We start from the raw sequence: 22858 nt of genomic DNA on the forward strand, positions 1-22858 counted from the left end.
CGCCGTGACGACAGCCAGTCTTTGGAGGCCCCGTCTTTGGATGTGAGGGCGAGCTTTGCTAGACACCGGATACGCTCGTTGAATCGAAGGCTCCTAATGTCCGCGCCCAAACTTAAGGTCGTATTAACCAGACGCCTGCCGGACGCGGTCGAAACGCGGATGCGTGAGCTGTTCGACACCGAACTGAACCTGACCGACCGCCCGATGGACCGCGCCGCGCTGGAAGCGGCGGTGCAACGTGCCGATGTGCTAGTCCCGACCATAACCGACACCATCGACGCCAATTTGCTCTCAGGCGCCGGCGAACAGCTGAAAATGATCGCCAGCTTCGGCGCGGGCGTAGATCACATCGACATTGATGCCGCCGTCGGTCGCGGCCTGATCGTGACCAACACCCCGGGCGTCCTGACAGAGGACACCGCCGACCTGGCCATGGGCCTGATCCTGGCCGCCAGCCGCCGCATCGTCGAGGGAGCCCAGGTCGTCGCTGACGGCAAGTTCGAGGGCTGGACCCCCACCTGGATGTGCGGGCGAAAACTGTGGGGCAAGCGACTGGGCATCATCGGCATGGGCCGCATCGGCCAGGCGCTGGCGCGCCGGGCACGGGCCTTCGGGATCCAGGTCCACTATCATAACCGCAAGGCCGTCAGCCCCCTGATCGCCGAGGACCTGGGCGCAACCTACTGGGACGATCTGGACCAGATGCTGGCCCGGATGGACATCATCTCCCTGAACTGTCCGGCAACCAGGGATACCCACCACCTGCTGTCCGCCGAGCGGCTGGCCCGCCTCCAGCCCCACGCCATCCTGATCAACACCGCGCGCGGCGAGCTGATCGACGAGGCCGCCCTGGCCGAGGCAGTCTCCCAACGACGCATCGCCGGGGTCGGGCTGGACGTCTACGAGAACGAGCCCGCCATCCATCCCGGGCTGCTGGGCCATGCCAATGTCGTCCTTCTGCCCCATCTCGGCTCCGCCACCCTGGAGGCCCGTCAGGACATGGGCGACCGCGTTATCGCCAACATCATGACCTTCCAGAACGGCCACCGCCCGCCGGACCGCGTCATCCCGGCGATGTTCTAGGCGCAGGCATCTTGACGCGATCATCCGACTGAGGTCCGCTGACACGGTGGTTCGGGGGAGCTTTCATGACCTGTGGATTGACGAAAGCGGCGCAGGTTGCGCTGTCGCGGCGAATGGTTCTGGCTGGGGCCGGAGCTCTTTCATTGGCCGGCCTGGCCCCACCTCGAAGTGCGAGGGCCGAAACAACTGCCTATCCTCTTGAGGCTTTTTTCCCCGGCCCACACACGCGCGGTGCGTCTCTATCGCCGTCCGGCCGGCGTATCGCCGTCTTGCAGGACATTGGCACGGAAGAAGCTCCTCACGGCGTCATAGACCTGATCGAAGCCGACGATCCCGAAGGCCAACGCAAGCGGATCGACCTGGGCGACATCACGGCGGAAGCCATGGAATGGGGCAACGACGACCGGCTACTGGTCCGCGTGGCCCTAACGGCGACGACCGATTCTCGGACGCGGCCTGGATCCAATCGGCGGATCGCCGGCGTAGAGTACACGTCTCGTCGCGTTGTTTCGGTTGGGGCGGATCGGGGTGACGTCGTCCTGCTGTTCCAGGGCCAGCGCAGACGACTGCGCGCAACCCTGGACATGGGCCGGGTCATCGATCTTTTGCCGAACGATCCGGACAATGTGCTGATGACCGCATGGGAAAGCGATGGGCGATTGGCCATTCACCGGGTCAACATCAACACCGGCAGCACCGAGATCATAGAACGCGGCAACATCAACACCTTTTTCTGGAACACGCAGAACGGCATGCCGGTTCTGCGGCACGACATTAATGCGCGCGGTACGATGGAGACCGTCTTCGCCAGGCCGCCTGGCGAGACCGAGTGGAAGCTGCTGCGCCGCTCGCGGGTGGCTGACGCTCCAGACTTCGCCTGGATCGCCGCGACCGACCGGCCCGGCACCGTCCTGGTTTCGGCGCGGGCAGAGGGCGAGGATACCGAATGCATCCGCGAACTGGATCTGGGCAGCCTGACCATGGGTCCGGCCATGAGCGCCCGTCCCGGTCGGGATGTCGTTTATGGGCTGAAGGACACGGCGGGCAAATATGTAGGGGCCGCCTATTACGGCGCTCGGCTGGAGTACGAGTTCAACGAACCCGCGCTGACGCCCTTGCACGCCGGGCTTAACCGGTTCTTCGACGACGACTGCGATGTCCACCTGACCGACATCGACGCCCAGCGGAACCGGTTCATGCTGCGTGTCACGGGGCCCGCAGAGCCCGGAGCCTGGTTTTTCTATGACCGGACAGCTCGCGCCATCGTCAATGTCGGCGCGGCGCTGGAGCTGGATATCGAACGGCTGGGCGTTACAGAGACCCTCGCCGTTCGTACGCGCGATGGCGCGGAGATAGAGGCCTATCTGACCGCGCCGCCCGGTGGCAGACCGGGTCCACTGGTCGTCCTGCCACATGGTGGGCCAGAGGTGCGCGATACACGCAGTTGGGACACGCAGGTTCAGATCCTGGCAGCGCAGGGCTGGTGGGTGCTGCGTCCCAACTTCAGGGGGTCCGGGGGCTATGGCCTGGCCTTCGCTCAGCAGGGATGGACCCGCTGGGGCGACCGGATGCAGGAAGACGTCGAAGATGCGGTGGCCCAGGTCATCGCCACCAAGAGCCTTGACGCCAGTCGCGTGGGCATAATGGGTACCAGCTACGGCGGCTATGCAGCCCTCATGGGGGCGGTACGTCGCCCCGAACTTTACAAAGCCTGTATCGCCATCTGTGGTGTCGGAGACCTGCCCGAGATGCTGGCATGGGAAAACCGTGAGGATGATACACCAGGCAAACAGATCTACGACTTCTGGACCAAGCGGATCGGCGACCCCGATGTCATCGGCCCTGCCCTGGCGACCGCTTCACCGCGACGGCGGGCCTCCGAGATCGTCTGTCCCGTTTTGCTGGTTCATGGCGTGGACGACACAATCGTGCCCGTGATCCAGTCGCGGCGGATGCGCGATGCCTTGCGCGCTGCCGACAAGTCGGTCGAGTTGATCGAAGTCGAAGACCAGGGCCACGCCGACTGGCCCGCGTCGCGCGAAAAGGCGCTGATGACGCGCTATGTCGCTCTGCTGAAACAGGCCTTCGCCTGATCAAGCGCCGCCGCAGGTCGGACAGCCCGGGTCGGGGGTGACGGCAACAACGCGGGTCGCGGCGGCCAGACCGTCGTAGATCAGCAACCGCCCGGTCAGGGGCTGGCCTGCACCGGTGATCAGCTTGATGGCCTCCATCGCCGCCATGGCCCCGATCACACCGGCCAGCGCCCCGACCACGCCGACACGCGCGCAGGTTTCGGCGTCGGGCGGCGTGTCAGCAACCAGGCAGCGGTAGCAGGGTTGGCCTGCGAACACGCCGACCTGTCCGCTCCAGCGGCCCAGGGCACCTGACACGAGAGGAACTCCGGTGCCGACGCAGGCAGCGTTGACGACGAAACGGGTCTCGAAGTCGTCTGTTCCGTCGATGACAACATCACAGTCAGCCAGCAGGGTCGCCGCATTGCTGTCGGTCAGCCGCTCGGGCACGGCCTCGATCTGGACGTGTGGATTCAATGCCGTCAGACGCTCGGCTCCGACCTCGACCTTCGCGTGGCCCACATCGGCGCTCTGGAACAGGATCTGGCGTTGAAGGTTGGACAGGGCGATCGTGTCGTCATCGATCAGCCGCAGCGTCCCGGCCCCCGCCGCCGCCAGATACAAACTGGCCGGAGCCCCGATACCCCCCAGGCCGACCAGGGCGACGCGGGCGGCCTTTAGCCGTTGCTGCCCCGGCCCGCCGACCTCGGCCAGCATCAGGTGCCGGGCATAGCGTTCGATTTCTTCATCGGAAAAAGTCACGGCACTTGCGATAGTCGCATCCGTGCCTGCGGTCACGCTCGATCAGGCGCTGAGAATCACGCAGCCAGACGCTGCTCCAGCATCGCCTCGACGTCAGACGCCGTCAGTCGGTTCAGAGAGGTCAGACCAATCCGACGCATCATGGCGGCGGGATCGCTGCACAGACCCATGGGCTCGTGCAACATGCGAGCGCTGATCGGCGTATCGACGATGATACGCATTCCGGTATGACGCGGATCGACCAGCAGGCGGCGGATCAGACGGTCGATATCGACCCGCCCGCCCTCGATCGCCTGAACAATGCGGCCTTCGTGGAACAGGACACAGCCCGTCAGGTGGTCGCGTCGATTGTTGCGGTCCGAGGCACCCAGAATTTCCGCGACCGACTGGGTCGACACACCAGTAGCACCGACGGATTCACTCACGTAGATGACGCGATAGAGCACGACGTTCTCTCAATCTGGGCATTTGCGGGGTAATTGTTTGCAGATGTAACCCGTTACATTGGTCGAAATGTGACTCAAAGGCGGCGTTGAATTTGCTTCTGTTTCGTCTTGCATGCCGCATTTCGGTCGCCATTTGAGCGGGATGACGCAGACACACGACACCGCCTCCCCCGGCTGGCACGGCACCACCATCCTGGCGGTGCGCAAGAATGGTCGCACGGTCATCGCCGGTGACGGCCAGGTCTCCATGGGGCCAACCATCGTCAAGGGGGCCGCGCGCAAGGTGCGTGTCCTGGCTGGCGGCAAGGTCGTGGCCGGGTTCGCCGGAGCGACCGCAGACGCCTTCACCCTGATCGAACGGCTGGAGGCCAAGCTGGAGCAGTATCCGGACCAGTTGGCGCGGGCCTGCGTCGATCTGGCCAAGGACTGGCGGACGGACCGCTATCTGCGCCGTCTGGAGGCGATGCTGCTGGTCGCCGACGCCTCGTCGATCTTCACCGTTACCGGCGTGGGTGATGTGCTGGAGCCGGAATACGGCGTCGCCGCTGTTGGTTCGGGTGGCAACTATGCCCTGTCCGCCGCCCGCGCCCTGATCGAGGAGACGGAACTGGATGCCGAGCAGGTCGCCCGCAAGGCGATGAAGATCGCCGCCGAAATCTGCGTCTACACCAATGGAAACCTGACGGTGGAAAGCCTCTGATGACCGACCTTTCCCCCCGCGAGATCGTTTCCGAGCTGGACCGCTATATCGTCGGCCAGAACGACGCCAAGCGCGCCGTGGCCGTGGCCCTGCGCAATCGGTGGCGCCGCAAGCGCGTGCCCGATGATCTGCGCGACGAGGTGACGCCCAAGAACATCCTGATGATCGGGCCCACCGGCGTGGGCAAGACCGAGATCGCCCGGCGGCTGGCCAAATTGGCCGGTTCGCCCTTCATCAAGGTCGAAGCCACCAAATTCACCGAGGTCGGCTATGCCGGCCGTGACGTGGATCAGATCATGCGCGATCTGGTCGAGGCCGCCCTGATCATGGTGCGCGACAGCCGCCGCGTGGGCGTCAAGGCCAAGGCCGAGGCCGCCGCCGAGGAGCGCATCCTGGACGCCCTGGTCGGACCGGGATCGCAGCCCGCCACCCGCGACAGCTTCCGCAAGAAGCTGCGGGCGGGCGAACTGGACGACAAGGAGGTCGAGCTGTCGCTGGCCGACACCGCCTCGCCCATGCAGGGGATGGATCTGCCCGGCGGCGGAAACGTCGGCATGATCAATCTGTCCGAAATGCTGGGCAAGCTTGGCGGCCAGCGCACCAAGACCGTCAAGCTGGCGGTCCGTGATGCCTTTGCGCCCTTGATCACCGAAGAGAGCGACAAGCTGCTGGATCAGGATAGTCTGACCCGCGAGGCGTTGCTGCTGGCCGAGAACGAGGGCATCGTCTTCCTCGACGAGATCGACAAGGTCGCTGCCCGGCAGGGTGCGTCCGGGGCCGACGTGTCGCGCGAAGGGGTCCAGCGTGACCTGCTGCCGCTGATCGAGGGCACCACGGTCTCGACAAAGTACGGCCCGGTGAAGTCCGACCATGTGCTGTTCATCGCCTCGGGGGCCTTCCACGTGGCCAAGCCCAGTGATCTGCTGCCCGAACTACAGGGCCGCCTGCCGATCCGGGTCGAGCTGAAGGCCCTGACGCGTGACGACTTCGTGCGTATCCTGACCGAGCCCGAGGCCAATCTGATCCGCCAGAACCAGGCCCTTCTGGCGACCGAAGACGTCACCCTGACCTTCACCCCCGAAGCAGTCGAGGCCATGGCCGATGCGGCGGTGGCGGCCAATACCACCATCGAGAACATCGGGGCCCGCCGCCTGCAGACCGTCATGGAAAAGGTGCTGGAGGAAACCAGCTTCAAGGCCTCCGACCTGGCCGGCCAGACCGTCAGCTTCGACGGCGACCAGGTGCGCGACAAAGTCGGCGACCTGGCCCGCGACGCGGACCTGAGCCGTTTCATCCTCTAGCCGTCCGGCTTGAATCCGGAACGAAGGCGGAACATAAGGGCGGGTGTCCGAGCTTCTGTCCATCGACCTGGTCTTCAGCCGCCCGCAGACGACCCTGGCCGTCACGCGCGGCGCGGCGCGGCTGATGATCGACCTGGGCTATGCGCCGCTGCTGGAAGTCTGTCTGCCGAACGGGCGCCGCGCCGACGTCATGGCGATCGGGCGACGCGGCGACATCGTCATCTGCGAGGTCAAGTCCGGGGTTGAGGACTATCGCGTTGATCGAAAATGGGGGGAATACGCCCCCTTCTGCGACGCCTTCTTCTTCGCCGTCGCGCCCGAGTTTCCGCAAGAGGTGCTGTCCGAGGCCCCCGGCCTGATCGTGGCCGACGGCTTTGGCGGGGCGGTGGTGCGCGAGGCTCCGGTGACGCCGCTGGCCCCGGCACGGCGCAAGGCCCTGACGCTGGCCTTCGCCCGCTTGGGGGCGCTCCGAACCCTGCGCGATCAGCCGGCGGGCTGAGCCGGGGTTACGACCGGACCGCTTTCGCCTGCGCTCATGATCGCTGCCGTCGAGGCCGCGCAGCCTGTCAGGGTCCGCTCGCCCATCTCGACCAGAGCGGTCAGGGGATAGGTCCGGTCGCTCATGCCGTCCGAGCATTCGGTGGCCGTCAGGGTCACGTTCATCGGCTGGCCGTCGGCGGTCGCGGCCTCGAACATCGTCACCGTACCCTGCACCACCGCAGCCGGTTGCGCGGCCCGCAGTTCGCCCGGCTCAGGGCTGGTATAGACCATGTCGGTACCGTTCAGCTCCAGGCTCCAGAAGGGCTCTGTGCCCAGGGCGCGCACCGGTTGGCTCAGATCGACCCCGGCCAGCGTCGGGGGCGGTGCCGCGACTTCGGATGCCTCGATCTCGGTGTCACCCGACGGTGAACAGGATACGAGGGCCAGGCTGGACAGGGTGGCGAGGGCAAGCAGACGCATGGCTGATATCTCCTAGAGCCAACCCTTGTGCCTGAACCAGGCCAGCGGGAGAAGAGCGGCCACCACCATGGCGGCCAGCGCCGCCGGATAGCCCCAGCCCTGGACCAATTCGGGCATGTGCTGGAAGTTCATGCCATAGATCGAGGCGATCAGGGTCGGCGGCATGAAGGCCACCGCCGCCACAGAGAAGATCTTGATGATCGACGACTGTTCGATGTTGATCAGCCCCAGCGCCGCCGACAGCTGGAAATTGATCGAGGCGGCCACCGACTGATTGTGCGCGATCAGGCTCTGGGCATCGCGCGTGAGCGAGCGCAGATGCTCGCGCGAATCCGGATGTTTCTCGATCCCGGGATCCAGGGCGGCGAAGGCAAAGATGCGGGCCAGGCCGGACAGGCTCTGTTCGATCCGCGCATTGGCGATCTGAGCCCGGCCCAGCTTGCCGATCAGCCGGTCGAAACCGACCGTACGCCCGCCGGTGAAGATGTGGTTGGCCACCGCCTCGACCCGCGCGCCGTTCGTCGACAGGACATCCGAGGCCCGGTCGACGATCGCCTCCATCAGATGCAGGAAGACGTCGACGCCGGTGTCGCAGGACGAGGGTTCGCGCTGCAGCTTTTCCACCATCATGGCGAAGGGCTTGAAATCGAAATAGCGCACTGTGACCAGCGGTCCGCCGGTCAGGGCGAAGGTCACCGGATCTGCGGCAGGAATGTCCTCATCACCCCGATGGATGATGTCGGCGGTGACATAGGTGGCGCCGTTTTCGCGATACAGGCGGCTGGAGGCCTCCAACTCGGCCATCTCGGCCTTGGTCGGCACGGACAGGGCCAGGAACCGCTCGACGATCCGGTCTTCTTCCGGCGTCGGGTCAATCAGATCGATCCAGACCGCGTTCGGGGCAGCGTCCACCCCTCGCTGGCCACCTCCACCGGTTCGCATTGCCGTCCGTTGGAGCAGTAGATGTGGATCATGGGCTACAGCTAGCCCGGCGACCTCAACCGATCAATTCTGGCCGCTGCCGATGTTGACCGAGGCCATCATCACGCCGTCGCGCGAGGGGGCGGGCGCATCCTTGTAGATGAAGCCGTAGGTCGGATAGACCGAGGTGCCCAGGTCGTTGATCGGATTGTACCAGACCTTAACGGCGGTCCAGTCGCCGCTGGCCGAGACGTCGACGACCGTGACGTTCTCCTCGACCTTGCCGCGGCTGCCACCCCAGTTGGCGTGGGTGACGCGGATCACGCGGTCGGTGACGATTTCGGAAACGACGGCGACATGGCCCCGGCTCATGCGGCCGCTGGGGCGGAAGGCCAGGACCGAACCGGTCTGGGGGCGCTCGCCGGTGGTGTATTTGTCTTTAGCCTGGCCCCACCAGGTCAGGGCGTCGCCGTAGATGTTGATGCCCGAGAACATGCGGGCGAAGGTCACGCATTGCCAGTATGGCGCATCGGCCTGAACGGAGGGTGCGGCGACCAGGGCGGAAAAACCGAGGGTCAGTGCAACCAGGGCGGCCGAGAGGCGTTTAAACATACGGTGCAGTCCGGATTGTTACTGACTGTAACCAGACCTAACCGATCGTCTCCGAGGGGTGAAGTCCCCTTTCGGCGTTTTCCTTGTGAGCCTTCGCCGCATCAACGCGCGCCGAACGTCGATCTGCCATGGCGCGCAAAGCCTTGCGGGCCGGGCGTTCGATCAGGTGATAGGTCCCCGCCGCCACCACCGGAATCAGGGCCACGACCCCCAACCACACGATTACGTGAAGTCGGTCCTCAACGCCTGTCGCCCTCGCCGCGACGTTGACCCCGACCAGAAGGACCGGCGCATTGACCATGTAGATGGAATAGCTGATCTCGCCCAGATAGACGCCTGCGGCCGAGGCCATCAACCCGCCCTTGGAGTTCTGGACCGACCCCAGCGCCAGGATCAGCCCACCCGCAAACAGGACGATCACCGGGTCCCAGGCGTTTAGTGAGGCGGCGACGACCATGCCAGCGGCACAGACTGCCGCGATCCAGCCCGCATACGGCAAGGTCCAGCGCCGATGCACCAGATACAGCGCACACCCCAGCATGAAACACGGCACTATACGCAGCGCGCCCCACAGGAAGGTGGCCTCGGTCAGGGAAAATCCGGCCAGCGGCTGGAAGATTGCATAGATCGCCAAGGCCAAGCCCGCCGCCAGCACGGTCGCCAGCACCGGCCTCTCGCGCAGTCGCCAGGCGACGAAGGCGAAGGCCGGAAAGCTCAGATAGGCGAACCACTCCGCCGAGATCGACCAGGACGGATGGTTGAAGGCCGCCGACGGGGCCAGCCCCCAGGCCTGGGTCAGGGTCAGGTGGGCGAACAGCGAGCGCCAGTCCAGCAGGCTGTCGCTGACCGCGATCCCGGCCACGGTCGCCCCCAGACCCAGGGCGATCATACCGAACAGGGTCGCCAGATGCAGCGGATAGACCCGCGCCAGCCGCGCCCACAGGAAGCCGCCATAGGAGAAGTTCCTGGTGCCCGCCCCCTCCAGATAGACATGGCTGAGGATGAAGCCGGACAGGATGAAGAAGGTCTCGACCCCCAGATAGCCCTTGGCCACGACATTGGGCGTGAAACCCACGTCCAGATGCGGCCAGGCGGCGAACAGCACGACCCACAGGGCCGCAAAGAACCGCAGGGTGGTCAGGGCGCGCAGGTCGGCCGGGGCCTCCTGACCGAGGGTCGGGATCGAGGTCATGCCAAAAGGCTACAACCTCAGGGTCTAGGAACCGTTAAACCTGCGCCGGAGGCCTCAGGCCGCGCATTCCGCTGGCTTGGTCTCGTCCGGCCCATACTGGCCGCAGGCCCGGTCGATCTCGCCCTGGATCATCGTGCAGGGGTTGGCGGCATTGCAGGGCGGACGGGTCGCGGGGCTGACCATGATGCAGCGCTCGACCAGTCGGGCCGAGGCCTGGGCCCCGACATCGGCCAGGCAGGAACCCGGTTCACCCGCAGCGGCCTGATCCCCCGGAGGAAGCTCAACGCCCGGGCCGACCTCTTCCTGGGGCGGGGCGTCCATGGGCATTTCCGCCGACGGGGCCGCGATTACCTCATCGCCACCCTTGGCCTCGTCGATATCGGGCGTGGAGGTGTTCTGTCCGCAGGCGGCCAGCATCAGAGACAGGGAAACGGCGGCGAGGAGGGGCAGGCGCATCACGGGGCTCCATGCGAACGCGGGACCCGTCACCTTAGGCATGGTTCAAGGCGCGAATAAACCCGCCTCCGGCATCGCCCCACGCAATCAGACGCGGCCCAGGGCCTGCCTCTGCAGGGCAAACAGCTCGGCACAGCCGCCCTCGGCCAGCTGGAATAGCCGGTCGAACTCGCCCCGGCTGAAGCCGCGCTTCTCGCCCGTGGCCTGGATCTCGACGATGGTGCCCGAGCCGGTCAGGACGAAATTGCTGTCGGCCTCGGCATTGGAATCCTCTTCGTAATCGAGGTCCAGCACCGGCTGGTCGCTACAGACGCCGCAACTGATGGCCGCGACCTGGTCCAGGATCGGGTCGGTCTTCAGGACACCCTCGGCGCGCAGGTAGTCGAAGGCTGATGCCATGGCGACCCAGGCTCCGGTGATGGCGGCGGTGCGCGTGCCGCCGTCGGCCTGGACCACGTCGCAGTCCAGCACCACCTGCCGCTCGCCCAGGGCCTTCAGATCGACGACGGCCCGCAGCGAGCGCCCGATCAGACGCTGGATTTCCTGTGTCCGGCCCGACTGCTTCCCCGCCGCCGCCTCGCGACGGCCCCGCGTATGGGTGGCCCGGGGCAGCATGCCGTATTCCGCCGTCACCCAGCCCTGACCCGAGTTGCGCATCCAGCCCGGCACCTTGTCCTCGACCGAGGCGGTGACCAGCACCTTGGTGTGGCCAAAGGTGACCAGGCACGAGCCCTCCGCATAGCGATTGACGCCGGTCTCAAGCGTCACGGCACGAAGCTGTTCGGGGGTGCGGCCGGAGGGGCGGGGCGAGACGGTCATGAGATGGTCCTTGGAGGTAACAGCCGCGCTGCTTATCCTGAAACCATGACCGTGTCCCCCCCCGCCAGCCCCGGCATCACCCTGCGACCGGCGACGCTCGCCGATGCGCCGACCCTGGCCGCCTGGGACCGCGAGCCGCACGTCATCGCCTGCTCCAACGACGATCCGGATGCCGATGTCGCGTTCGGCAGCGACTGGGCCGAGGAGGTCACCAACTCGGCCTACGAACTGACCTATTTGATCGCCGAGGTCGACGGCCGGCCCGTCGGGGCGATGGCCGTCTGCGATCCGCACACCGAACCCAGCCACTACTGGGGTGACATAGAGCCGGGACTGCGCGCCGTCGACATCTGGATCGGACCGCCCGAATGGCTGGGGCGCGGCGTGGGCACCCAGATGATGACCCGGATGATCGACCGCTGCTTCGCCGAGGCGGGGGTGACCGCCGTCATCATCGACCCTTTGAACAGCAATACCGCGGCCCAGCGGTTCTACCGGCGACTCGGCTTCGTCGAGGTCGGTCGCCGGATGTTCGATGAGGATGACTGTCTGGTCATGCGACTTGAGAAGACGGACTGGCAATCCAGACAGGCGCTTCAAGCATGACCTTCATCGGCTCCCCCTCCGCCTCCCTGTCGGTGCTCGACGGCCGGGCCCGCGACATTTTCCGCCGCATCGTCGAGGGCTATCTGGAAACCGGAGAGCCGGTCGGGTCGCGGACCCTGTCCATGACCGGCATCGCCCTGTCGCCGGCCTCCATCCGCAATACCATGCAGGACCTGACCCTGGCGGGCCTGCTGGCGTCACCCCACACCTCGGCGGGACGGATACCGACCCATGCAGGCCTGCGGCTGTTCGTCGATGGCCTGCTGGAGATCGGCGATATCGGGGCCGAAGAGCGACGCGAGATCGACGGCCGCCTGGCCGGTCGCGGGCGCGGCTTCGAAGAGGCGTTGAACGAAGCCTCTTCCCTGTTGTCGGGTCTGGCCGGCGGCGCAGGCATCGTGGCCAGCCCGGTGCGCGATGCGGGCGTCAAACACGTGGAGTTTGTGGCCCTGGGTCATGATCAGGCCTTGGCGGTGCTGGTCGGCGACGACGGCACGGTCGAGAACCGGCTCATGCCGCTGAAGGCCGGGGTTACACCTTCGACCCTTCAGGAGGCGTCTAACTTCCTCAATGCCCGGCTCAAGGGCCGTCCCCTGCACGAGGCGCGCAGCGAAATGCGGGTCGAGCTGGATGCGGCCCGGCGCGAACTGGACGCCGCCGCCGCCCGCCTGGTCGAGGACGGTCTGGCCGCCTGGTCCGGCGGGGCCGAGCGCGAGCGGGCCCTGATCGTGCGCGGCCGCGCCAATCTGTTGCACGATCACGAGACGGTCGAGGATCTAGAGCGGGTCCGCGTCCTGTTCGACGATCTGGAGCAGAAGGAACAGCTGATCGGCCTGCTGGACGGTGTGTCGACGGCCCAGGGCGTGCGCATCTTCATCGGCGCTGAAACCAGACTCTTTTCACTTTCGGGTTCCGCCGTGATCGCGGCGCCCTATATGTCGGGCCGCCAGCGGGTGCTGGGCGCCATCGGCGTCATCGGACCCGCACGTTTGAACTATGCGCGCATCATCCCGTTGGTGGACTACACCGCCCGGGTGCTGGGCCGAATGCTGGACGGACAAGACAGTTGAACGACTCTCCACACCAAGACCCCGAAAGCGGCTGGGACAACGATCCCGAGTTCGAAGCCGTGGACATTCCTGAGACCAACCGGGCCGCCGCGTCCGAGGACGATCAGGCCCTGGCCAACATCGACGCCCTGATCGCCGAACGCGATGAGTGGAAAGACCGCGCCCTGCGCGCCGTCGCCGATGCCGAGAACACCAAGCGCCGCGCCGAAACCCAGAACAATGACGCCCGCGCCTATGCCATCCAGAAGTTCGCCCGCGATCTGCTGGGCGTCGCCGACAATCTGGAACGCGCCCTTATGGCCGCGCCCAAGGATGCCGATGCCGGAGAGGCCGGTCTGGTCACCGGGCTGGAACTGACCCAGAAGTCCCTGCTGACGGCCTTCGAGGCCAACAATCTGAAGCGTGTGGCCCCGGCGGCGGGCGAGGCCTTCGACCCGCACCTGCACCAGGCCATGATGGAACAGCCGTCCGATACGGTTCCGGGCGGCAAGGTGCTGCAGACGCTTCAGGCCGGCTACGCCCTGTTCGGCCGCACCGTCCGTCCGGCCATGGTCGTGGTCGCCGCAAAGGGCTCTGGCGCAGCGGCGGGCAATGCCGCCTATGCCGCCGAAGGCACAGCCGATGGCGGGAATTTCGACGGCAAGGCCTAGCCCTTCAGCTTCGCCCCGAACAGCGCCAGCAGCTTGGCCCAGCCGTCGGCGGCATCCGCCGCCCGATAGCTGTCGCGATAGTCGGCATGAAAGCCGTGCGGCGCGTCGTCATAGACGTCGATCCGGCTCTCGGTTTGCCCGGCCCGTTGCAGCGCCGCCCGCATGGCTTCCACGCTGGCCAAGGGAATGCCCCGATCCTGCTCGCCATACAGACCCAGCACCGGGGCCTTGAGATCTGCTGCCAGATCGACGGGCCAAGGCTGGCCGGACGCCACCTGTTCCGGCGTGGCATTGGCGGCGGGAGCCAGACGGCCGTACCAGGCCACGCCGGCGTCGATCGCCGCGAACCGCGCCGCTGCCTGCCAGACGACCTTGCCGCCCCAGCAGAAGCCGGTGATGCCGACCTTGTCCGTATTGGCCCAGGCCTGCAGGCTGGCCCATTCCAAGGTGGCGGACAGGTCGCCCATGACCTGCTCATAGCCTGCCGCTGCCACGATCTGCTGGATGCGGGTCATGTCGGACAGGGGGGCCGGGTCCTCGACACGAACGAAGAAGGCAGGCGCGATCGCCGCATAACCCGCCTTGGCCAGGCGACGGCAGACGTCGCGGATGTATTCGTGCACGCCGAAGATTTCCGACACCACGATGACCACCGGATAGGGGCCGTCGCCTTCGGGCCGCGCGACATAGGCCGGCAGCTGAAAGCCGTCGGGCGCGGCATAGGTCACGTCGGCGCTGACCAGACTTGTCGCATCGGTCGCCACGGGTGCCGCCTGGGCGGCCAGGGCCGCGGGCGCATAGCCGGCGAAGAACAGTCCGCCCACCGCACCGACGCCCAGCGTCCGGCGGCTGAAAATGAGATCATCAGCTTCAGGCCCTTCAGGCCGAACCAGGGTGGGCATGGGCGATCTCCGGCAGGTTGGTCGATGACGAAGACGGGACACTGACCCAAGCCTGACCAGTCGTCCATTCACGAAGGGCGTGACATCAGCGCGCGCGGCGCAGGGTCAGGTTGATGCGCCCTCCCCCCGGCACCAGCGTCGATGACCCCGCGATCAGCCGGTCGATGGCGTGCCTTGCTAGGCGTGCCGGACCCGTCAGGGCACAGACGTCGCCGGACGCCAGCCTGATCGACCGTGTCGGCCCGCCCTCGGCCTCACCGATCCGAAACACCGCCGTATCGCCCAGCGACACCGACAGCACCGGGGCCGTCAAATCCGCCTCGTCCTTGTCTTGATGCAGACCCATGCGGGCCTCGTCCCGGTACAGGTTGACCAGACACGCCTGTGGAGGCTCGGGCCAGCCGGTCAGATGGCTCCAGAGATCCAGAAGCGTCTGCGGAATCGGTGGCCAGGCCTTTCCCGTCACAGGGTGGGTCGCCTGATAGCGATAGCCCTCCCGATCAGAGACCCAGCCCAACGCCCCGAAGTTGGTCATCCGGACCGAAAAGGGCCGACCGCCGGGTGTCACCGGCCTGTAGAACGGGGCCTCGGCCTCTGCCGAGAGGACCTGTGCCAAAAGCGCGGCCTGCGCCCGTACCGACAGCGCGCCCGGCCACAGCCGGAACCCCTCGATACCCGTCTGAATTTCCTGCACCGGGCTCACCGCCAGAAACTAGCATCACGGACAGACACATCGCCTGCTGATTCGTGCATTAGGGCTTGCGGGTGGGGGGGTGTTTCCCATATCGGCGACAACCGCTGGAAAACCCCGAACTTCGTGGGGCTATCCATCCGGGACCCTGTAACAGACCAAGACCCTTGAAACGGGGGCGGTCACACGCGGCGCTTAACTTTAAAAGGTCGCTGCATCGCCCGCTGCATGGAGTGAAAGACTAAGACATGGCCAAAATTATCGGCATCGACCTGGGCACCACCAACTCGTGTGTGGCCGTCATGGACGGCAAGAACCCCAAGGTCATCGAAAACGCCGAGGGCAACCGCACCACGCCCTCTGTCATCGCCATCCAGGACGGCGGCGAGACCCTGGTGGGTCAGCCTGCGCGCCGTCAGGCCGTGACCAACCCGACCAACACCTTCTTCGCCATCAAGCGCCTGATCGGCCGCTCGTTCGACGACCCCGTGGTCGCCAAGGACAAGAAGATGGTCCCCTATGAGATCGTCAAGGGTCCGACCGGCGATGCCTGGGTCCGCGCCAACGGCAAGGACTATTCGCCCCAGCAGATCAGCGCCTTCACCCTCGGCAAGATGAAAGAGGCCGCAGAGGCTTATCTGGGCGAGACCGTCACCCAGGCCGTCATCACTGTTCCGGCCTATTTCAACGACGCCCAGCGTCAGGCGACCAAGGACGCCGGCAAGATCGCCGGCCTGGAAGTCCTGCGCATCATCAACGAGCCGACCGCAGCTGCACTGGCCTATGGCCTGGACAAGAGCGACGGCCAGAAGATCGCCGTCTATGACCTCGGCGGCGGCACCTTCGACGTCTCGATCCTGGAGATCGGCGACGGCGTCTTCGAGGTGAAGTCGACCAACGGCGACACCTTCCTGGGCGGCGAAGATTTCGACCTGCGTCTGGTCGACTACCTGGCTGACGAGTTCAAGAAGGAGCAGGGCGTCGACCTGCGCTCCGACAAGCTGGCCCTGCAACGCCTCAAGGAAGAGGCTGAGAAGGCCAAGAAGGAGCTGTCCTCGACCGCCCAGTACGAGGTCAACCTGCCGTTTATCACCATGAACGCATCGGGCCCGCTGCACCTGAACATCAAGCTGAGCCGCGCCAAGCTGGAAGCCTTGGTCGACGACCTGATCCAGCGCACCATCGAGCCCTGCAAGAAGGCCCTGGCCGACGCGGGCATGAAAGCGTCCGACATCGACGAAGTCGTCCTGGTCGGCGGCATGACCCGCATGCCCAAGGTCGTGGAAGCCGTGAAGGCCTTCTTCGGCAAGGAGCCACACAAGGGCGTGAACCCTGATGAAGTCGTGGCGCTGGGAGCCGCCGTTCAGGCCGGCGTCCTGCAAGGCGACGTCAAGGACGTGCTGCTGCTGGACGTGACCCCCCTGACCCTGGGCATCGAGACCCTGGGCGGCGTCTTCACGCCACTGATCGAGCGCAACACGACGATCCCGACCAAGAAGAGCCAGGTCTTCTCGACCGCCGACGACAATCAGTCGGCCGTGACGATCCGGGTCTTCCAGGGCGAGCGTCCCATGGCCTCGGACAACAAGGTGCTGGGTCAGTTTGACCTGATGGGCATCCCGCCAGCTCCGCGCGGCATGCCCCAGATCGAGGTCGCCTTCGACATCGACGCCAACGGCATCGTCCACGTCACCGCCAAGGACAAGGCGACCAACAAGGAACAGTCGATCCGCATCCAGGCCAACGGCGGCCTGTCGGATGCCGACATCGACAAGATGGTCAAGGAAGCCGAGGCCAATGCCGAAGCCGACAAGACCCGCAAGGAACTGGTCGAGGCCCAGAATTCGGCCGACAGCCTGATCCATTCCACCGAAAAGGCCATGGCCGAGCACGGCGACAAGATCGAGGGCGACGACAAGACCGCCATCGAAACCGCCCTGACCGACCTCAAATCTGCGCGCGACGGCTCGGACCCCGAGACCATCCGGACCGCGACCAATACTCTGGCCCAGGCCTCGATGAAGCTGGGCGAGGCCATGTATGCGTCTCAAGCCGGCGGTGAAGGCGACGACGGCGCGGCCCCGGCCGATGACGGCGTGGTCGATGCCGAGTTCGAGGAAGTCGCCCCAGAGGGTGCCTCGGACGACGACAAGAAGAGCGCCTGATCGCTCATGAACCGAAGGGACCCCGTCCGTCGATCGACGGACGGGGTCTTTTCATGGAACTTGCATCATCGGGCCGGACGCCCATGTCTGTCCGGTCAGCCCAGTCCGGCAACAACAGTCTCAGCATCGAGACGGCCTGACGGGCAGGGGTAAGAGGACGAACGCCGCATGGCGACGCGTGACTATTACGAAATCCTGGAGGTCGAGCGGACCATAGACGCCGCCGGCCTGAAGTCGGCCTATCGCAAACTGGCCATGACGCACCATCCGGACCGCAACGGCGGCTCCGAGGAATCCATGGCGCGGTTCAAGGAAATCTCCGAGGCCTATACCGTCCTGTCCGACAGCCAGAAGCGGGCCGCCTATGACCGGTTCGGACACGCAGGCGTCAATGGCGGCGGCGGCCAGCAGCAGGGCTTCCACGACGTCAACGACATCTTTTCCCAGGTCTTCGGCGACGCCTTCGGCGACGTCTTCGGCGGTCGAACCGGCGGTGGTGCGCGTCAGCACGGCCCGCGCCGGGGCTCGGACCTGCGCTACGATCTCGAGATCACTCTGGAACAGGCCTACAAGGGGGCCGACGTCGAGATTCGGGTGCCCACGACCGCGACCTGCGACACCTGCGATGGCTCGGGGGCCAAGGTCGGCACCCAGCCCTCGACCTGCGGCACCTGCGGCGGCGCGGGCCGTGTGCGTCAGGCCAACGGCTTCTTCCAGGTGGAGCGCACCTGCCCGACCTGCGGCGGCTCGGGCCAGATCGCCGATCCCTGCACCACCTGCCACGGCCACGGTCAGGTCCGGAAGAACCGCACACTGAACCTGAAGGTGCCCGCCGGCGTCGACGACGGCTCGCGCATCCGCCTGTCGGGTGAGGGCGATGCCGGCATGCGCGGCGGCCCCCGCGGCGACCTGTATGTCTTCCTGTCGGTGACACCACACGAACTGTTCGAGCGGGACAATCTGGACCTGCTGGTCACCGTTCCCGTTTCCATGACCACGGCGGCCCTGGGCGGCGAGATCGAGGCCCCGTGCCTGGTGTCCGAAGCCTGCGACGGCCGCTGCCGCGCCAATGTGGACGTGCCCGCCGGCTCCCAGACCGGCAAGACCGTTCGGATCAAGGGCAAGGGTATGCCCCATCTGAACGGGCGTCAGCGCGGTGATCTGGTGGTGGAGCTGTTTGTCGAGACCCCGACCGACCTGACCGCGCGTCAGAAGGAACTGCTGGAAGAGCTGGCCGCCTCCCTGGGCGAGACCCAGACGCCACGCAACTCGTCCTTCGCAGGCAAGGCTAAGCGCTTCTGGGCCGACATCCTGGGCGACACCGGCAAGGAAACGGCGCAGTAGGGCGTTTGTAGGCTGGAGCCGCCACGCCTCAGGTGCATAATCATCCGGTCCCGGATCGCCATCCGGGTCGCAAGCGGGGGTCTATCGTTTGAGCGCCATCTTCCACGCCGGTATTTCCGGGGCCCGGGGCCGTATGGGCCGCGCCGTTTCCTCCGTGCTAGACGCGCGTGAGGATGTCGTCGTCGCCGCCCGCTTTGATCGGGGCGAGACGCCGGACTTGTCCCTGTGCGACGTGGTCATCGATTTCTCGACGGCCGACGCCTCCGTCGAATTGGCGCAGGCCTGCGCGGCCAAGGGTGGTCCCGCCCTGGTCATTGGCTCCACCGGCCTGACGCCTGAACAGGACGCCGAAATCCTCAAGGCCGCCGAAAAGATCGCCATCGTCCGCAGCGGCAACTTCTCCTTGGGCGTGAACATCCTTATCGGCCTGGTCGAGCACGCGGCCCAGCGTCTGGACGCCCGCGACTGGGACATCGAGATTCTGGAAACCCACCACCGCAAGAAGGTCGATGCTCCATCCGGCACGGCCCTGATGCTGGGCGAAGCAGCGGCCTCCGGTCGTGATGTCGATCTGGCCGATGTCCGCAGCGCCCCCTACGACGGCGTCGGCGAGCCGCGCGCAGAGGGCCACATCGGCTTCGCCTCCCTTCGCGCCGGTGGCGTGATCGGCGAGCACACCGTCCTGTTCGCCTCGGACGACGAAACCCTGACCCTCAGCCATTCGGCCATCGACCGTTCCCTGTTCGCCAAGGGTGCTGTGGCCGCCGCCGCCTGGGTCCGCAGCCGCCCGCCCGGCCTCTATGACATGCAGGACGTCCTAGGCTTCCGCCAGGCCTGACCGGGCCGATGATCCGGCACGGCACCAGCTATGGCATGGCGCTGCGGGTCGCCGCGGCCCTGTGTTTTTCGCTGATGTACGCCCTGATGAAATGGGCCGCGACGCTGGAGCCCGTGTCGGCCGGAGAGATGGTCTTCTACCGCTCGCTCTTCGGCCTGCCGGTCGTGCTGATCTGGATCGCAAGCGCCAAGGGGGGGCTGGCCTCGATCACGACCCGCAGGCCAATGGTCCATGTCTGGCGCTGTCTGTTGGGGGTGACGGGCATACTGTTGATCTTCCAGGGTCTGCGCCTTCTGCCGCTCGCCGACGCCACGACCATCGGATTTACCTCGCCCATCTTCGCCACCCTGCTGTCCATCGCCTTCCTGAAGGAAAGGGTGCGGCGTCATCGCTGGGCCGCGATCGCCGTGGGCTTTCTGGGTGTACTGGTCATGGTTCGACCCGGTGCCGAAGGGGCACCGCCCTTGGCTGGATTGCTGTTTGCGCTCGGCGGAGCCTTCGTCGCCGCCTCCGTCACCGTCACCCTGCGCCAGTTGGGCAAGACGGAGTCGGCGACGGCCATCGTCTTCTGGTTCTTCATCGCCTGTTCGGTAGCGGGCGGAACCCTCGCCCTGATCGACGGCCACAGTCATGGCTGGGCGGTTCTGGCCATACTGGCCGCAGGTGGCCTGGCAGGCGGACTGGCTCAGCTCTTGATGACCACGTCCCTGCGACACGCGCCGGTCTCGGCCCTCGCCCCGCTGGACTATCTGCAGATGGTCGGTGCCCTGGTGCTGGGCTGGCTGTTGCTGAGCGACGTGCCCACGGTCACCACCCTGGGCGGGGCCGCCCTGATTGCCGGTAGCGGTCTCTACATCGCCTGGCGCGAGCGCGTGCTCCGGCGGGACAGCACCCTGCCGTCCACTCCGACGGTCTGACGGCTCTCAGCGCCCCGTCGAACCGAACCCGCCGCTGCCGCGAACCGTCTCGTCCAGCGTCTCGACCTGAACCACCTCGGCCTGCTCGTGTCTGGCCACGACCATCTGGGCGATGCGTTCGCCGCGGCGGATCACGAACGGCTCCTCGCCGTGGTTGATCAGGATGACGCCGACCTCGCCGCGATAATCACTGTCGATCGTGCCGGGCGAATTCAGGCAGGTCAGGCCGTGCTTCAACGCCAGCCCCGACCGGGGCCGCACCTGCGCCTCATAGCCCCGCTCCAGCGCGATCTTGAGTCCGGTCGGCACCAGCGCCCGGGCACCCGGCTCGAGCGTCAGCGGCGCATCGTCCGCCACCGCCGCCCGCAGGTCCATACCCGCCGATCCCGTCGTCTCATAGGCGGGCAAGGCCAGGCCCTCGGCATGCGGCAGGCACTGGATACGCAGGGTGGTCATGGGCAGTATCTCTCAGGCCTTGAAGTGATCGGCGATGCGGGCGGCTAATTTACGCGCCACTTCGGCCTTGCTCTGGCGCGGCCATTCGTCAGGCTCTGCATCGCGTGTGAACAGCGTCACGGCATTGCCGTCGGCGCCGAACACATCGTCGGATACATCGTTGCCGACGATCCAGTCGCAGCCCTTGCGCGAAAGCTTGGCCCGGGCATTGGTGTCCAGATCCGTCGTTTCCGCTGCGAAACCGATGACGAGCTTCGGCCTTTTGGGGCCAGGGGCCGAGACGCCCGCCAGAATGTCCGGGTTCTCGATCAGGGCCAGCGAGGGCGGTCCGCCCGGGGCCTTCTTGATCTTGCCCGAGGCCACGCCGTCCACGCGCCAGTCGGCCACGGCGGCGCTCATGACTGCGATGTCGGCGGGCAGGACAGCCTCCACGGCCGCCTTCATGTCCTGGGCCGTCTCCACCCAGACGCGCGTTACACCCACCGGCGCAGCCAGCCCCACGGGTCCGGACACCAGCGTCACCGTCGCGCCCAGTTGGGCCAGGGCTTCGGCGATCGCATAGCCCTGTTTGCCGCTGGAGCGGTTGGTCAGTCCGCGCACGGGATCGATCGGCTCGAACGTCGGGCCGGCCGTCACCACCGCCGTGCGTCCGGCCAGAGGCCGGCCGTCCGGCCCGGCCAGCAGACCCTCAATGGCCAACAGAATGGCTGCGGGCTCTGCCATCCGCCCGGGTCCGAACTCACCGCAGGCCATCTCGCCCTCATCCGGCCCGACCATCGCCACGCCGTGAAAGCCATCAAAACCCTTCAGCCGCGCAACATTGGCCTGGACCGCCGGATGTTGCCACATCCGCACATTCATGGCGGGGGCCAGCAGAACCTTCTTGTCCGTCGCCAGCAGGGTCGTGGATGCCAGGTCGTCGGCCATCCCGTTCGCCGCCTTGGCAATCAGCCCCGCCGTCGCCGGAGCCACCACCACCAGATCGGCCCAGCGCGACAGCTCGATATGGCCCATGGCCGTCTCGTCCTCGGGCATGAACAGGGCCTGGCGCACCGGATGGCCCGTCAGGGCGGCCAGCGACATCGGCGTCACGAACTCGCCCCCGGCGGGCGTCAGGACGCTCATCACCTCGGCCCCCGCCTTCTTAAGCAGCCGCACCAGTTCCAGCGCCTTGTAGGCGGCGATACCGCCGCCGACGATCAGCAAAATCTTTCGGCCGGTGAGAGATGGCTGGGTCATGTTCACCGTCTAGCGAGGCCAGGGCAGGTCGTCGAGTGACGGTTCGGCAAACAAGAACATTGCAAGAACACAGAACCTGTGATTACCCTACCCTCGGTGGGTTTCAACCGGGAGGGTTCAATGGTTATTAGCGACAAGACGATTGTGGGCGTTCTGGCCATGTCGGCCATGCTGGTGCTGACTGGGTGCGGCAATGGCGACTCCGCCGTGGAGACGCGGGATCGATCTGCAGAAGCGCCTCAGGCGGTTCTGACCAGCGCAGCGCTCGAAAGTGGCAGCGCCGACAGCGCAGCGGCCGCTCCAAAGCCTGCGCTGACCGCCAACCGTCGTGAGACAGTAGATGCCAAGACGGCACGCCTGTTCGAGCGTAACGGTGCCGATTTCGATGCCGCGACTCCGCAGGTCTATCTGACCAAGGTCGAGCAGTTCACGGGCAATCCACCTGCAGGAACCGAGCGTGTCGAGCGGCCCAATGGCGACGTGTTGCTGTACCAGGCCTCGACCAACACCTTTGCCGTCGTTTCGCGTGACGGCGTGCCCAAGACGATGTTCAAGCCGCGCGACGGTGCATCTTACTGGGCGGAGCAGAAAGAAAGGGCGCCGACCTTTGGTCAGCGCCGGTCGTCTGGATCGTCAGAATAGATATCAGCGCCTGC

Annotated in this window: 25 protein-coding genes; 13 read left to right on the plus strand and 12 right to left on the minus strand. The window is 66.2% G+C overall.

What is annotated here, in order from left to right; all coding sequences use genetic code 11:
• The first annotated feature begins 96 nt into the window (after window positions 1-96).
• Both WC585_RS05630 and WC585_RS05635 read left to right on the plus strand, forming a co-directional pair.
• On the plus strand, window positions 97-1083 hold the full coding sequence (locus WC585_RS05630) for a 2-hydroxyacid dehydrogenase (RefSeq protein WP_373256602.1): 987 nt from the start codon (window positions 97-99) through the stop codon (window positions 1081-1083).
• A 269-nt stretch (window positions 1084-1352) separates the two neighbouring features.
• Window positions 1353-3176: an alpha/beta hydrolase family protein gene (locus WC585_RS05635; protein ID WP_373256603.1), complete on the plus strand. Its 1824-nt coding sequence runs from the start codon at window positions 1353-1355 to the stop codon at window positions 3174-3176.
• Here the strand turns inward: WC585_RS05635 and WC585_RS05640 are convergent, their stop codons facing one another.
• Both WC585_RS05640 and WC585_RS05645 read right to left on the minus strand, forming a co-directional pair.
• The gene (locus WC585_RS05640; RefSeq protein WP_373256604.1) at window positions 3177-3917 is read right to left on the minus strand and encodes a ThiF family adenylyltransferase; all 741 of its coding nucleotides are present in this window, start codon (window positions 3915-3917) and stop codon (window positions 3177-3179) included.
• A gap of 56 nt (window positions 3918-3973) precedes the next feature.
• A complete protein-coding gene (locus WC585_RS05645; protein WP_373256605.1) occupies window positions 3974-4363 on the minus strand; it encodes a BLUF domain-containing protein in 390 nt (129 codons plus the stop codon).
• Between the two features lie 142 nt (window positions 4364-4505).
• Here WC585_RS05645 and hslV point away from each other — a divergent pair, with 142 nt between their 5' ends.
• From hslV to mmcB, 3 genes are read left to right on the plus strand one after another with little or no spacing between them, the layout of a single operon-like run.
• Window positions 4506-5063, plus strand: a complete 558-nt coding sequence (gene hslV, locus WC585_RS05650; RefSeq protein ID WP_373256606.1) for an ATP-dependent protease subunit HslV — start codon at window positions 4506-4508, stop codon at window positions 5061-5063.
• Window positions 5063-6364, plus strand: coding sequence for an ATP-dependent protease ATPase subunit HslU (gene hslU, locus WC585_RS05655; RefSeq protein WP_373256607.1), 1302 nt, complete (start codon window positions 5063-5065; stop codon window positions 6362-6364). The genes hslV and hslU overlap by 1 nt, the downstream gene beginning before the upstream one ends.
• A 55-nt stretch (window positions 6365-6419) precedes the next feature.
• A complete protein-coding gene (mmcB, locus tag WC585_RS05660; RefSeq protein WP_373256810.1) occupies window positions 6420-6863 on the plus strand; it encodes a DNA repair putative endonuclease MmcB in 444 nt (147 codons plus the stop codon).
• On the opposite strand, the gene WC585_RS05665 is transcribed toward mmcB, so the two are convergent.
• From WC585_RS05665 to rph, 6 genes are all read right to left on the minus strand, one after another.
• A complete protein-coding gene (locus tag WC585_RS05665) occupies window positions 6848-7324 on the minus strand; it encodes a COG3650 family protein (protein ID WP_373256608.1) in 477 nt (158 codons plus the stop codon). The two genes, mmcB and WC585_RS05665, sit on opposite strands and share 16 nt — an antisense overlap.
• A gap of 12 nt (window positions 7325-7336) precedes the next feature.
• Complete coding sequence (locus tag WC585_RS05670; RefSeq protein WP_373256609.1) at window positions 7337-8266, minus strand: magnesium transporter CorA family protein; 930 nt, start codon at window positions 8264-8266, stop codon at window positions 7337-7339.
• A 63-nt stretch (window positions 8267-8329) separates the two neighbouring features.
• Window positions 8330-8857: a CHAP domain-containing protein gene (locus WC585_RS05675; protein ID WP_373256610.1), complete on the minus strand. Its 528-nt coding sequence runs from the start codon at window positions 8855-8857 to the stop codon at window positions 8330-8332.
• Window positions 8858-8894: 37 nt separating this feature from the next.
• Window positions 8895-10049, minus strand: a complete 1155-nt coding sequence (locus WC585_RS05680) for an acyltransferase family protein (protein ID WP_373256611.1) — start codon at window positions 10047-10049, stop codon at window positions 8895-8897.
• Between the two features lie 54 nt (window positions 10050-10103).
• Window positions 10104-10505: a hypothetical protein gene (locus tag WC585_RS05685; RefSeq protein ID WP_373256612.1), complete on the minus strand. Its 402-nt coding sequence runs from the start codon at window positions 10503-10505 to the stop codon at window positions 10104-10106.
• Between the two features lie 87 nt (window positions 10506-10592).
• On the minus strand, window positions 10593-11324 hold the full coding sequence (rph, locus tag WC585_RS05690) for a ribonuclease PH (RefSeq protein WP_373256613.1): 732 nt from the start codon (window positions 11322-11324) through the stop codon (window positions 10593-10595).
• 45 nt (window positions 11325-11369) lie between these two features.
• Between rph and WC585_RS05695 the strand changes: the two genes are divergently transcribed.
• The 3 genes from WC585_RS05695 to grpE are packed head-to-tail and all read left to right on the plus strand — an operon-like array spanning window position 11370 to window position 13650.
• On the plus strand, window positions 11370-11930 hold the full coding sequence (locus WC585_RS05695; RefSeq protein WP_373256614.1) for a GNAT family N-acetyltransferase: 561 nt from the start codon (window positions 11370-11372) through the stop codon (window positions 11928-11930).
• A complete protein-coding gene (hrcA, locus tag WC585_RS05700; RefSeq protein ID WP_373256615.1) occupies window positions 11927-13000 on the plus strand; it encodes a heat-inducible transcriptional repressor HrcA in 1074 nt (357 codons plus the stop codon). The genes WC585_RS05695 and hrcA overlap by 4 nt, the downstream gene beginning before the upstream one ends.
• Window positions 13001-13059: 59 nt before the next feature.
• Window positions 13060-13650: a nucleotide exchange factor GrpE gene (gene grpE / locus WC585_RS05705; RefSeq protein WP_373256811.1), complete on the plus strand. Its 591-nt coding sequence runs from the start codon at window positions 13060-13062 to the stop codon at window positions 13648-13650.
• On the opposite strand, the gene WC585_RS05710 is transcribed toward grpE, so the two are convergent.
• Entirely contained in the window at window positions 13647-14552 is a 906-nt protein-coding gene (locus WC585_RS05710; RefSeq protein ID WP_373256616.1) for a dienelactone hydrolase family protein, read from the minus strand. The two genes, grpE and WC585_RS05710, sit on opposite strands and share 4 nt — an antisense overlap.
• An 85-nt stretch (window positions 14553-14637) precedes the next feature.
• A complete protein-coding gene (locus WC585_RS05715; protein WP_373256618.1) occupies window positions 14638-15255 on the minus strand; it encodes an alpha-ketoglutarate-dependent dioxygenase AlkB in 618 nt (205 codons plus the stop codon).
• 236 nt (window positions 15256-15491) lie between these two features.
• On the opposite strand from WC585_RS05715, the gene dnaK reads away from it, so the two are divergent.
• The 4 genes from dnaK to WC585_RS05735 all read left to right on the plus strand — a co-directional run bounded on the left by dnaK (window position 15492) and on the right by WC585_RS05735 (window position 20507).
• Window positions 15492-17408 carry a molecular chaperone DnaK gene (dnaK, locus tag WC585_RS05720; protein ID WP_373256619.1) on the plus strand — a complete coding sequence of 639 codons (1917 nt, stop codon included), beginning with the start codon at window positions 15492-15494 and terminating at the stop codon, window positions 17406-17408.
• A gap of 168 nt (window positions 17409-17576) precedes the next feature.
• Window positions 17577-18752, plus strand: a complete 1176-nt coding sequence (dnaJ, locus tag WC585_RS05725; RefSeq protein ID WP_373256620.1) for a molecular chaperone DnaJ — start codon at window positions 17577-17579, stop codon at window positions 18750-18752.
• 88 nt (window positions 18753-18840) lie between these two features.
• Window positions 18841-19590 carry a 4-hydroxy-tetrahydrodipicolinate reductase gene (gene dapB, locus WC585_RS05730; protein ID WP_373256622.1) on the plus strand — a complete coding sequence of 250 codons (750 nt, stop codon included), beginning with the start codon at window positions 18841-18843 and terminating at the stop codon, window positions 19588-19590.
• Between the two features lie 8 nt (window positions 19591-19598).
• The gene (locus WC585_RS05735) at window positions 19599-20507 is read left to right on the plus strand and encodes a DMT family transporter (protein ID WP_373256623.1); all 909 of its coding nucleotides are present in this window, start codon (window positions 19599-19601) and stop codon (window positions 20505-20507) included.
• A 6-nt stretch (window positions 20508-20513) separates the two neighbouring features.
• Here the strand turns inward: WC585_RS05735 and dut are convergent, their stop codons facing one another.
• Window positions 20514-20963, minus strand: a complete 450-nt coding sequence (gene dut / locus WC585_RS05740) for a dUTP diphosphatase (RefSeq protein ID WP_373256625.1) — start codon at window positions 20961-20963, stop codon at window positions 20514-20516.
• Window positions 20964-20975: 12 nt separating this feature from the next.
• On the minus strand, window positions 20976-22202 hold the full coding sequence (gene coaBC / locus WC585_RS05745) for a bifunctional phosphopantothenoylcysteine decarboxylase/phosphopantothenate--cysteine ligase CoaBC (protein WP_373256626.1): 1227 nt from the start codon (window positions 22200-22202) through the stop codon (window positions 20976-20978).
• Window positions 22203-22322: 120 nt separating this feature from the next.
• On the opposite strand from coaBC, the gene WC585_RS05750 reads away from it, so the two are divergent.
• The gene (locus WC585_RS05750) at window positions 22323-22844 is read left to right on the plus strand and encodes an S-type pyocin family protein (RefSeq protein WP_373256627.1); all 522 of its coding nucleotides are present in this window, start codon (window positions 22323-22325) and stop codon (window positions 22842-22844) included.
• The last annotated feature ends 14 nt before the right edge of the window (window positions 22845-22858 follow it).

This window comes from Brevundimonas sp. (genome assembly GCF_041648055.1).
Lineage (GTDB): Bacteria > Pseudomonadota > Alphaproteobacteria > Caulobacterales > Caulobacteraceae > Brevundimonas.